Annotated in this window: 10 protein-coding genes; 4 read left to right on the forward strand and 6 right to left on the reverse strand. The window is 70.6% G+C overall.

Annotated elements, in window-relative coordinates; translation table 11 throughout:
• Positions 1 to 46: 46 nt before the first annotated feature.
• Positions 47 to 514 (forward strand): GNAT family N-acetyltransferase, encoded by a 468-nt coding sequence (locus tag ABZ454_RS05850; protein ID WP_356322359.1) that lies wholly within the window; start codon positions 47 to 49, stop codon positions 512 to 514.
• Positions 515 to 529: 15 nt separating this feature from the next.
• Here the strand turns inward: ABZ454_RS05850 and galK are convergent, their stop codons facing one another.
• The 3 genes from galK to galT are packed head-to-tail and all read right to left on the reverse strand — an operon-like array spanning position 530 to position 3,755.
• A complete protein-coding gene (gene galK, locus ABZ454_RS05855) occupies positions 530 to 1,738 on the reverse strand; it encodes a galactokinase (RefSeq protein ID WP_359536255.1) in 1,209 nt (402 codons plus the stop codon).
• A complete protein-coding gene (galE, locus tag ABZ454_RS05860) occupies positions 1,735 to 2,715 on the reverse strand; it encodes a UDP-glucose 4-epimerase GalE (RefSeq protein WP_356322361.1) in 981 nt (326 codons plus the stop codon). The genes galK and galE overlap by 4 nt, the downstream gene beginning before the upstream one ends.
• Positions 2,712 to 3,755, reverse strand: a complete 1,044-nt coding sequence (gene galT / locus ABZ454_RS05865) for a galactose-1-phosphate uridylyltransferase (protein ID WP_356322362.1) — start codon at positions 3,753 to 3,755, stop codon at positions 2,712 to 2,714. The genes galE and galT overlap by 4 nt, the downstream gene beginning before the upstream one ends.
• A 224-nt stretch (positions 3,756 to 3,979) precedes the next feature.
• Here galT and ABZ454_RS05870 point away from each other — a divergent pair, with 224 nt between their 5' ends.
• Positions 3,980 to 5,650, forward strand: a complete 1,671-nt coding sequence (locus ABZ454_RS05870) for a sodium:solute symporter family protein (RefSeq protein ID WP_359536256.1) — start codon at positions 3,980 to 3,982, stop codon at positions 5,648 to 5,650.
• Between the two features lie 15 nt (positions 5,651 to 5,665).
• The gene (locus tag ABZ454_RS05875; protein ID WP_359536257.1) at positions 5,666 to 5,962 is read left to right on the forward strand and encodes a hypothetical protein; all 297 of its coding nucleotides are present in this window, start codon (positions 5,666 to 5,668) and stop codon (positions 5,960 to 5,962) included.
• Between the two features lie 34 nt (positions 5,963 to 5,996).
• On the opposite strand, the gene ABZ454_RS05880 is transcribed toward ABZ454_RS05875, so the two are convergent.
• The gene (locus ABZ454_RS05880; protein ID WP_356322365.1) at positions 5,997 to 6,692 is read right to left on the reverse strand and encodes a LuxR C-terminal-related transcriptional regulator; all 696 of its coding nucleotides are present in this window, start codon (positions 6,690 to 6,692) and stop codon (positions 5,997 to 5,999) included.
• A 212-nt stretch (positions 6,693 to 6,904) separates the two neighbouring features.
• Here ABZ454_RS05880 and ABZ454_RS05885 point away from each other — a divergent pair, with 212 nt between their 5' ends.
• On the forward strand, positions 6,905 to 7,351 hold the full coding sequence (locus ABZ454_RS05885; RefSeq protein WP_356322366.1) for a hypothetical protein: 447 nt from the start codon (positions 6,905 to 6,907) through the stop codon (positions 7,349 to 7,351).
• A gap of 72 nt (positions 7,352 to 7,423) precedes the next feature.
• On the opposite strand, the gene ABZ454_RS05890 is transcribed toward ABZ454_RS05885, so the two are convergent.
• Positions 7,424 to 9,298, reverse strand: a complete 1,875-nt coding sequence (locus ABZ454_RS05890; protein WP_359536258.1) for a PQQ-binding-like beta-propeller repeat protein — start codon at positions 9,296 to 9,298, stop codon at positions 7,424 to 7,426.
• Positions 9,299 to 9,409: 111 nt separating this feature from the next.
• A complete protein-coding gene (locus ABZ454_RS05895; RefSeq protein WP_359536259.1) occupies positions 9,410 to 11,245 on the reverse strand; it encodes a PQQ-binding-like beta-propeller repeat protein in 1,836 nt (611 codons plus the stop codon).
• Positions 11,246 to 11,437 lie beyond the last annotated feature (192 nt).

Here is an 11,437-nt window from a genome sequence, read left to right on the forward strand (position 1 = left end):
GGAGAATCGCAGAACTGACGGTCAGTCGGGTCCTAGTGTGTGGTCCATGTTCCGTCTTGAGACAGAAGTGGACAAAGAACGACGTCAGCTGCTGACCAAGTGGCTGCGTGACGACAACACGGCACGCTCACCGCGGCTCCGCGCCCTGCGCGACACGTCCGCCGCGCTCGAAGTACCGCTGGAGGTCTGGGCGCTGGACACCGACGGCGTGGTCGCCGCGGGGCTGACCGGCCGTACCTGGGCCCACTGGCTCCATGTGGACCTGCTCTGGGTCGACACCCGCCACCGGGGGTCCGGTCTGGGTTCACGCCTGCTCACCGAGGCGGAACGGGTGGCCCGCACGGACCGTTCCTGTGCCCGCTCCCGGGTGGAGACCTGGGACTTCCAGGCCCCCGGCTTCTACCGCAAGCACGGGTACGAGGAGCGGGGGCGGGTCGAGAACTACCCGCCGGGCATCACCGAGTTCACCCTCGTCAAGGAGCTCGGGCCGGTCCGGCCGGGGGCGCACCCCTGACCGGACCGCCCGGGATCAGACGAGCCGGCGGGCCCCCGCGGACGGCACCGCGGGGAAGACGCCCGGCGCCGAGTAGCCCGCCGAAGCGAACGCCTCGTGCACGGACTTGGTGACCGCGTCCGCCCGCGCCTCCTCCACGAGCACGATCGCCGAGCCGCCGAAGCCGCCGCCGGTCATGCGCGCGCCGAGCGCCCCGGCCGCGTTCGCCGTCTCGACGACCAGGTCCAACTCCACGCAGGAGACCCGCAGATCGTCGCGGAGCGAGAGGTGTCCGGCCGTGAGGACCGGGCCGGCCGCGCGCACGTCACCCGCGTCGAGGAGGGCGATGACCTGCTCGACGCGCTGGTTGTCGCCGACCACATGGCGTACGTAGCGCACGACGGACTCGTCCGCGCCGGCGTCGGCCAGCCGGCCGAGCGCGGCGCCCAGGCCCTCGTACGGAAGCTCGCGCAGGGTCCGCAGTCCGAGCAGGCGGGCGCCCTCCTCGCAGCCGGCCCGCCGCTCCGCGTACGCGCCGTCGCCGAGCGCGTGCTTGACGCGGGTGTCGACGACCAGGAGCCGCAGCCCGTGCGCGGCCAGGTCGAAGGGGACCTGGCGCTGGGTGAGGTCGCGGGTGTCCAGGTGCAGGGCGTGGCCGTCGGTGCAGCAGGCCGACGCCATCTGGTCCATGACGCCGCAGGGGACGCCGACGAACGCGTTCTCGGCGCGCTGGGCGAGGACCGCTAGCTCGGCCGGGGCGAGGCCGAGCCCGAAGAGGTCGTTCAGGGCGAGCCCGGTCACCACTTCGAGGGCGGCGGACGAGGAGAGCCCGGCGCCGGTGGGGACGGTGGAGGACAGCTGGATGTCGGCGCCGGTGATCGCGTGTCCGGCCTCGCGCAGCGCCCAGACGACGCCGGCCGGGTAGGCGGCCCAGCCGTGGCCGGAACGCGGGGTCAGCTCGTCGACGCGGAGCTGGACGACGCCGCCGGGCACATCGGTGGAGTGGAGCCGCAGCTCGCCGTCGGTGCGCCGGGCGACGGCGGCCCGTGCGGTGTGCGGCAGCGCGAGCGGCATCACGAAGCCGTCGTTGAAGTCGGTGTACTCGCCGATCAGGTTGACCCGGCCGGGAGCGGCCCAGACCCCCTCGGGCGCGGCCCCGTACAGCGCGGTGAAGGAGGCGGTCAGGTCGGCGGAAGCGTCGGTCGGCTCGGTGGCTGCGGCTACCGGCTCGGTGAGGTCGGTCATGGTGCGGTGGGCTCCTCTCGGCGGGCGAACGTCCAGGCGTCGGAGACGATGGCGGCCAGGTCGGCGCGGGACGGCTGCCAGCCGAGGCGCTCCCGGGCGGTGGCGGCGGAGGCGACGAGGACGGCCGGGTCGCCGCCGCGGCGCGGGGCCACGGTCTCGGGGACCGGGTGGCCGGTGACCCGGCGGACCGTCTCGATGACCTCGCGGACCGAGAAGCCGTTGCCGTTGCCGAGGTTGCAGATCAGGTGCTCGCCCGCGGTGGCGGCCTCCAGGGCCAGCAGGTGGGCCTCGGCGAGGTCGGCGACGTGGATGTAGTCGCGGACGCACGTGCCGTCGGGGGTGGGGTAGTCGTCACCGTAGACGGAGATCGACTCGCGCTGCCCGAGCGCGACCTGGAGGACCAGCGGGATGAGGTGGGACTCGGGGCTGTGCCGCTCACCGCAGCTGCCGTACGCCCCGGCCACGTTGAAGTAGCGCAGCGAGACCGCGGCCAGGCCGTGGGCGGCCGCCTCACCGGTGATCATGTGGTCGACGGCGAGCTTGGTGGCGCCGTACGGGCTGGTCGGGGCGGTGGGGTCGGCCTCGGTGATGGGGCTGGAGACCGGTTCGCCGTAGGTGGCGGCGGTGGAGGAGAAGACCAGGGTGCGCACCCCGGCGTCGCGCATCGCGGCGAGCAGCGCGGTGGACCCGCCGACGTTGTTGACCCAGTACTTCTCCGGGTCGGTGACGGACTCGCCGACCTGGGAGTACGCGGCGAAGTGCAGCACCCCGTCGTAGGAGGCGTCCAGCCACTTGGCCGCGTCCTGGATGCGGCCTTCGATGAAGCCGGCGCCGGCCGGAACGCCCTCCCGGAAGCCGGTGGAGAGGTCGTCGAGGACGGTGACGGCGTGCCCCGCCTCCAGCAGGTGCTGGGCGACCACGCTGCCCACGTATCCCGCGCCGCCGGTCACCAGGTACTTCTTCGGGGACTTGCTCACTCGCTCGCTACCTCTCGCAGTCGCTGGGCCGCGGTCTCCGGCGGCACGTCGTTGATGAACACGCTCATGCCGGATTCGGAACCCGCGAGGAACTTCAGCTTGCCGGAGGTGCGTCGGATGGTGAAAAGCTCCAGATGGAGCCCGAAGTCCTCCCGGCCGTCGACTCCGAACGGCGCCTGGTGCCAGGCGGAGATGTACGGGGTCGGCGGCTCGCCGGGGCCGAAGATCCGGTCGAATCGCCTCAAGAGTTCCAGATAGACCTGTGGGAACTGCGTGCGGGCCGCCTCGTCGAGTCCCAGCAGGTCGGGGACGCGGTGGCGCGGGTGGAGATGGACCTCGTACGGCCAGTGCGCCGCGTAGGGCACGAAGGCCACCCAGTGCTCCGTGGCGAGCACGATCCGCGAACCGTCCGCCTCCTCGCGGGCCACCACGTCGTCGAAGAGGTTGCCGCCCGTCTCGGCGCGGTGGGCCGCCGCGGAGCGGAGCATCAGCTGGGTGCGGGGGGTGACGAAGGGGTAGCCGTAGATCTGGCCGTGCGGGTGGCCGAGCGTGACGCCGATCTCGGCGCCCCGGTTCTCGAAGCAGAACACCTGCGTGACCTGCGGAAGCTCGGCGAGCTCGGCGGTGCGGTCGGTCCACGCCTCCAGGACGAGCGCGGCCTGCTCCTCGGTGAGGTCGGCGAAGGACGCGTCGTGGTCGGAGGTGAAGCAGACGACCTCGCAGCGGCCGGAGTCGCCGGCGAGCGAGGGAAAGCGGTTCTCGAAGACGGCGACGTCGTAGTCCGGCTCCGGGATCTCGCTCTGCCGGCCCTCGCGCGAGGGGCAGAGGGGGCACTCGTCGGCCGGGGGGTGGTAGATGCGGCCCTGGCGGTGCGAGGCGATGGCGACGCTGTCGCCGAGGAGCGGGTCCCGGCGCACCTCGGAGGAGGTGGAGACGGGGTCCAGCGGACGCCGGTCGACCGCGTCGCGCACGACGTCGTCACGGCTGTCGTAGTAGATCAGCTCCCGGCCGTCGGCGAGCGTCGTAACCGTCTTCTTCACCAGACTCCTCCCAAACAGAACCAAACACAATGAACCACAAATCAACAGACGCGTCAATGAGTCGCCGTCGGTGGCCGTGCCGGGAATCTCGCGGGGTTGAGGACGGAGTACGAGGCAATACGATCACAATCCAACAAAGAACTGCATCGGAAGTGTTCAGTTTCTGAACACAAGAGCGTAGTTTCCTTCGGGTTCAGTTCGCGCAAAGAAGCGAGTACCCCCACATGCAATATCTGGCTGCAGGGCTCCGGCTCCCCACGAACGGGCTCGACTACACGATCCTGGCGATCTACTTCGCCGTCGTCCTCGGCATCGGCTTCGCCGCCCGGGCGAGCGTGAAGACGAGCCTCGACTTCTTCCTGTCCGGTCGGTCGCTGCCCGCGTGGGTGACCGGTCTGGCCTTCGTCGCGGCGAACCTCGGCGCCACCGAGATCCTCGGCATGGCGGCGACCGGCGCGCAGTACGGCGTCGCGGTCGTCCACTGGTACTGGATCGGCGCCATCCCCGCCATGGTCTTCCTGGGCCTCGTGATGATGCCCTTCTACTACCGGTCGAAGGTGCGCTCCGTACCGGAGTTCCTCCTCCAGCGCTTCGACAGGTCGGCGCACCTGCTGAGCTCCATACTCTTCGCCTTCGCGGCGATCCTGATCGCGGGCGTCAACCTGTACGCCCTGTCGATCGTCGTGGAGGCGCTCCTCGGCTGGCCCCAGTGGGTCGCGATCGTGGTCGCCGGCCTCTTCGTGCTGATCTACATCACGATCGGCGGGCTCTCCTCCGCGATCTACAACGAGGTCCTGCAGTTCTTCGTCATCCTCGCCGCACTGATCCCGCTGACCCTGCTGGGTCTCAAGCGCGTCGGCGGCTGGGACGGGCTGACCGGTTCGCTGGAGAAGAGCCACGGCCAGGACTTCCTGTCCGCCTGGGGCGGCACGGGCATCGGTGACGCCAACCCGCTCGGCGCCAACTGGCTGACGATCATCCTGGGCCTCGGCTTCGTGCTCTCGTTCGGCTACTGGACCACCAACTTCGCCGAGGTGCAGCGCGCCCTGTCCGCGAAGAACCTCTCGGCCGCGCAGCGCACCCCGCTGATCGCCGCGTTCCCGAAGATCTTCATCGTCTTCCTGGTGATGATCCCGGGCCTGGTCGCCGCCGTCCTCGTACCGAAGATCGGCACCCCGGGCTCGGACCTGACCTACAACGACGCGATCCCGCTGCTGATGCAGGAGCTGCTGCCCAACGGCGTGCTCGGCATCGCGGTGACGGGTCTGCTGGCCGCGTTCATGGCCGGCATGGCCGCCAACGTCTCCTCGTTCAACACCGTGTTCACCACGGACATCTGGGCCCGCTACGTGAAGAAGGACCGCCCGGACGCGTACTACCTGCGCTTCGGCCGGCTGATCACGGCGCTCGGGGTGCTGGCCTCCATCGGCACGGCGTTCATCGCCGCCAGCTTCTCCAACATCATGAGCTACCTCCAGACGCTGTTCTCCTTCTTCAACGTCCCGATGTTCGTCGTCTTCATCATCGGCATGTTCTGGAAGCGCGCCTCGATGAAGTCGGGCGTCTGGGGTCTGGTCGCGGGCACCACCGCCGCGATGATCAACTACTTCGTGATCTACAAGCAGGGTGTCATCGACATCCCGACCGACCAGGGAGCGAACTTCGTCTCCGCGATCGTCGGCTTCGTCGCCGGCGCGGTCGTCATGGTCGCCGTCACCCTGTTCACGGCTCCCAAGCCCGAGGCCGAACTGGCCGGGCTCGTCTACGGAACCGAGACCCCGGACGCCGACGAGGTGCCCGAGGAGGGCGACGACGCCTGGTACCGCAGGCCCGCGCTGCTGGGCTGGGGCGCGATCGTGCTCGCCGCCCTGTGCTACGTCCCCTACTCGTTCTGATCGGAGTCACCCACCATGTCCGACCTGCACAAGGAAGTCTCCGACCTGGAGCAGAAGTCCGCCACGGCGGCCCGGCTGTTCGACATCCGGCGGATCATCGGCGGCCTCTTCGTCGTCTACGGGATCATCGTCACCATCGCCGGGATCAACCCGTCCGACGCGGACCTGAAGAAGGCCGAGGGCGTCCACATCAACCTGTGGACCGGGCTCGCCATGCTGGTCCTCGGGCTGTTCTTCCTCGTCTGGCTGAAGCTGCGCCCGGTCCAGCCGCCGGCCGCCGCGCCGGAGACCACGGACGCGCCCGGCAGCTGAAGCGCCCGTGACCACCGGCAGGGGCCGGACACCGTCAGCCGACGGCGTCCGGCCCCTGCGGCGTCCCGAGGGCCGCCCGGTCCAGCAGCCCGGTACGGGCGGCGAGCGCCGCCGCCTCCAGCCGGGAGCCGACGCCGAGCTTCATCAGCACGCGCTGCACATGGGTACGGGCGGTGCTGGGTGCGATCCGCATCCCGGCCGCGATCAGCCGGGTGTCCTCGCCCTCGGCGACCCGCACCAGGACCTCGACCTCCCGCGGGGTCAGCATCAGCAGCAGCCGCCTGCCCTCGTCGTCCGGCTGCGCCGCCGGGTTGAGCAGCTCGGCGAAGGCGCCCTGGAGCAGCTGCGGCGCGATCGCCGTCTCACCGGCGCGCGCCTTGACCATCGCCCGCTCGACGCCCTCGATGCGTTCGTCGTGCCGGACGTACCCGGCGGCGCCGGCCGCGAAGGCGGCCGCGATGCCGCGCGGGCTGGGCACCGGGCCGAGGACCACCACGGCGGTCTGCGGGCGCTCACGCCTGATCCTGACGACCGGGTCGAAGGTGCCCGGTTCGGCGGGTGCCGCCGTACCGAACAGGCAGATCTCCGGTCCCCTGCTGACGACCAGATCCGCCGCCCCCGAGGTGGGCGCGGCGGCGGCGAGCACCCGGTGCCCGCGCAGTCTCAGTGCCGAGGCGAGCGCCTCGGCGAGCAGTCGGTGGTCATCGATCACCATGAGCCGCACGCCCATCGAGCAACCCCCCATAGCACCGGCAGGCCCCCCGGCCCTCTCTAGACCCGGCAAGTTACACGCTTGTTCGAGGCGGCGGGTGTCTTAGCGGACAGAAGGATCGAGATAGCTGACTTCGGTTGCCTTCAGGGCGAGTTGATGGCTCATCATGGCCGAATTCAGCCTGTTGTAACCTGCACTCTGTCCGTTACGGATCACCTCCTGGGGGAACCTTGCGCTTCAAGAAGACTCTGCTCGTCTCCGCTGCCGCGTGTGCCGTTCTGGCGGGGCCCGCGTTCACCGGTACGGCCGCCGCCGCTTCCAACGTCACCGCCGAGGACGTCTCCACCACGTGGGGATACGCCGAGGTGCAGGCCGCCTGGCGGCTCAACCCGTACAAGCTCGACCCGCTCTACCTGTACGTGAAGGACAAGGACGCCGACGGTCATTCGGTGGGCGTGCGTCTGATCACCACCGGCGACGCCGGCACCCACTACTTCCCGATCCACCGGGTCTCCACCGGCGCCGGAACGGCCTGGGGCGCGACCAGTTACGCCAACCCGGGTGGCTGGATCAGCACGGCGCGGATCGAGCTGTGCCAGATGGAGGGCAGCACGATCCTGAAGTGCGTCTCGTCCGGCATCATGTACCCGGCGTTCGACGACAGCACCAACTCCTGATCCTTTTCGGGCAGGACACGCGTGAGGGGGTGGAGCCGGCCGGCTCCACCCCCTCACGCGTGTCGCGGGCGGTCAGCTCGTGCTGAACGAGACGACGAGGTACTCCTTGTCGTCCAGCGAACTCGTCCGCGGCTTGCTGACCATCGTCTCCGAGATGAACAACTTGCCGCCGGCGTACAGGTATTCGGCGTAATCCGAGGAGAAGCTGGTCTCCGCGTCGCGCACGGACTCGTCGCCGGGGTTGTCCATCAGCACGGTCTGCTTGAACGTGGCGCCGTCGATGGAGACGACCTGGCCGCCCTTGTCGTAGGGGGGCTCCTTGTACGCGATGATGTTGCCGCCGTCCATGCGGACGGGGAACATCGAGTAACGGTCACCGGCGTCGGCCCGGTCACCGGTCTGCTTGCCGGTGGTCAGGTCGAACGACACGATCTCGTTGGTGTTGCCGTAGTCCCCGGTGCCCTCGTGCTCCTCGGTGGGCACGTAGACGCGGTTGTTGCCGACGGCGAGGTGCTGGCAGCTCTCCACCTTGGTGGAGCGGCAGCTCGCCGCGTACTTGTCGCCGTCCGCCGCGATCCGGGTGAGCAGCTTGCCGCTGGCCGCGTCGATCGAGAAGAAGTCCGAGATGCCGCTGCCGTCACCCGCGGTGTCACCGACGTCGGCGGCGACGACCAGCGGCTTGGTGGAGACGATGCTCGCGTAGTCGACGCCGGGCGGCATCTTGTACGAGGAGAGCGGGGCCCCCGTGGTCGGGTTCAGGGCCTGGATGATGAGCTGCGGGTCGTCGTACGTACCGCACTTGCGGACCACGGCGAGTGCCTCGCCGCCGCCGTACCCCTTGTCGTAGCAGCCGTCGGTGCTGACCTTCGGCTTCCAGCGCTCGGCGCCGGTGTTCAGGTCGAAGGCCGCGCCGCCCTCGGTGCCGCCGGCCGCGACCGTGGTGCCGCTGAGGGTGACCTCGTCGAAGCGGACCGGGCGGTCACCGCCGGTGGCCGCGGTCACCGACTTGCTCCACAGGAGCTTGCCGGTGTTCAGGTCGAGGGCGCCCACCTGGTTGCAGGAGGGGTACTTGTCGGTCGCGGACCGCTTGCCCTCCTCGAAGGCGACGGCCGTCCTGAAGTCCTTGGTCATGTGCCGTGAGGCGGCGCACAGTTGACCAGCCAGCGGGATCGACCAGAGCTTCGTGCCCTTGGCCAGGTCGTAGCCGACGATCTCGTTGACGCCCGTCTTCACGTACGCCTTGTCGGTGAGCCAGGAGCCCGCGACCGTCGTGACGTCGGTGACCTTGGGCTGTGGGAGCTGGAAGCCGACCTGGGCCTTGACGTCGGCCGGGGCCTTCTCCTTGCCCCCGCCGCCGGGGGTGTCCGAACCGCCCTTGTCCTCGCCCCCGCCCCCGGTGGTGCCGGCGGAACTGGAGGCCTCCTCCTTCTTGTCGTCGTCGCCGCTCGACGCGAACCAGACACCGCCGCCGACGATCAGCGCCACGGCGACCACCGCGGCGACGATGATCCGGGACTGGGTGGAGAACTTCTTCGGCCCGTTGCCGCCCGGCTGCTGCGGCTGGTACGGCTGCTGCATCGGGGTGGTCGGGTAGCCGTAGCCCTGCTGGGGCGGCTGGCCGGGCGGGAAACCGTATCCCTGCTGCGGCTGGCCCTGCGGGGGCGCCTGCAGGAACCCGTACCCGGGCTGCTGCGGCGGGCTCTGCGGGTAGCCGTAGGCGGGCTGCTGCGGGGGCGGGCCCGCAGGGGGCGGCGAGCCGTAGCCGCCCGGGGCCGGCGGGGTGGCGGGTGGCGTGCCATACGGGGCGGCGGGCGGCGGTGTCGGGGCGCCGAAACCACCGGGCGGCGGGTCCTGGGGCGCGCCGAAACCACCGGGCGGCGGGTCCTGCGGGGCGCCGAAACCACCGGGCGGCGGGTCGTGGGGCGGCGGCTGGGGCGGCTGCGTCATGGCGTTGCGTACCTCGGGAGAAGGGGAGTCGGTCGGTGGGCCGGAGCCGGGCGCGGGCGGGTCTGCCGCCGCCCGCGACCGGGGTGTTCCTGCGGATGCCGTGGGGAGCGGTTACTTGCCGAAGGCCATCACGGTCTTGGTCTCCAGCTCCTCCTCGTCGTTGCTCGCGCTGATCCGCCCGCTCGCGATGAACGAGCGGCCGTCCGCGTAGAGCACCTTCTCGTCCCAGAAGGAGCTCTCGATCTGCGCCGTCGACGCCGGGTGCTGGAGCAGCATCTTCGGGCTGCCGCCGGAGGGCGCGAGGGTGGCGATCCCGCCGCCCTTGTTGTAACCGGCGTCCACGTAGAGGAGCACGTCCGCGCCCTCCATCCGCAGCGGCTTCATGGTCTGCTCGGCCGGGGCCTTCGCCTTCCACTTCGTCTTGCCGGTGTTCAGGTCGAAGGCGACGACCTGGTTGGTGCGGGCGGAGCCGCTGGTGTCGTCCTGCGTCGCCATGTAGAAGGTGTTGGCGTCGGCCGCGACACCGGTGCAGCCGTCGAGGCGCTGGCCGAAGACGGCGAACGCGCCGCCGCAGTCAGGTGCGAACTTGTCGCCCTTGTCGCTGACGATCTGCGAGCGGAGCGTGCCGTTCTCCCGGAGCGCGAGGATGCTCCACTGCTTGTCGTCGCCGCTGCTGCCCTTGGTCAGCGACACGATGAGGGGGTTCACCGAGTAGACCTTGTCGACCTCCCAGCCGCGTGCGGGCTTGTAGGTCCACAGGGGCTTGCCGGTGTTCGGGTCGACCCGCTCGATCTGGTGCTGCGGGTTGTCGAGGTCGTCGGTGCGGCAGCTGGTGGCGGCGATCAGCCGGGGGCCGCCCGCGAAGGCGAACGGCTGGCAGATGCCGTCGCGCTTGCCGAACAGTTCCTTGCCGTCGCTCACCCGGAACGCGTTGGAGGCGCCGGTGCGGCCGACCGTCACGGTGTTACCGCTGATGGCCAGGGAGATGTCCGACATCAGGTCGAAGAGCCCGCTGCTCTTGACGGGCTTCTTCCAGCCGGCCTTGCCGGTGTTGAGGTCGATCAGCTGGAGGTCGGAGCAGTCGGCCTTGTCGGTCGTGCCGTTCTTGACCGCGATGACGATCTTGCCGTCCGTGGTGGTCTGGGCCGGCGCGGAGCAGATGTCCGCGGGCAGCTTCAGCGTCCACTTCTGCTTGCCGTCGGCCACCGAGTAACCGGAGACGGCGCGGTACATGCCCTTGACGAGGGTGTCGCCGACGATCCACGGCCCGTACACGTCCGCGCCGTTGCGCGGCAGGTCGACGTCGTTCTTCTGGAGCCAGAGCGCCTTCGCCTCGCCGGGCTTGCGCCCGCCGTTCAGGTCGTCGTCGCCCTCCCGGCCGGTGCCGTTGCCGTCGCCCTCGTCGACGGTGGGCGAGGCGGTCGGCTGCACGGCCTCGTCGCTCTTCTTCGCGACGGGCTTCTTGTCGTCGTCGCCCCCGCTCGACAGCAGGAAGACGCCGCCTCCGACGACCAGGAGCGCGGCGACCGCCGCGCCGATGATCACCGCGGGCTTGCCCTTGAAGGGGCCGCGGCCACCGGCGCCCACCGGGGCCGGCGCGCCGGGGTACTGCTGCTGCGGATATCCGTAACCGGGCTGCTGCGGCTGGCCGTAGGGCCCCGGCTGCTGGGCGTACGGGCCCGGCTGCTGCTGACCGTACGGGCCCGGCTGCTGGGGCTGACCGTAGGGGCCGGGCTGTTGCTGCTGACCGTAGGGGCCGGGCTGCTGGGCGTACGGACCCGGCTGCTGGGGGTAGCCGTAGCCCGGCTGGGCGGCCGGCGCCTGGGGCGGCTGCGCCGGCGGCGGCGTCTGCGGCGGGCCCTGCGGCGGCTGAGGAACCCCCTGCGGCGGCTCCTGCGGAGCGCCGAAGCCTCCCTGCGGCGGTTGCTGGCTGGGCGGCTGGGTCATCAGCGCGTCCCCCTTCATGCGGTCCGGTGCCCGGTCCGGACTCCCCCGCGATCGCACCGGCGGCTCCGGGAGTCGGCGAAGACCCCTGAACCACCGGCGAAATGGAGCGAATCGGGCATGGATCCCGCAGTGTCACGTCAGTCGAGCGGGGCTTCTTTCTACCACCCGGCACGTCACCGGCTCCGGTTCGGT

The organism is Streptomyces sp. NPDC005803 (assembly GCF_040630435.1).
GTDB lineage: Bacteria > Actinomycetota > Actinomycetes > Streptomycetales > Streptomycetaceae > Streptomyces.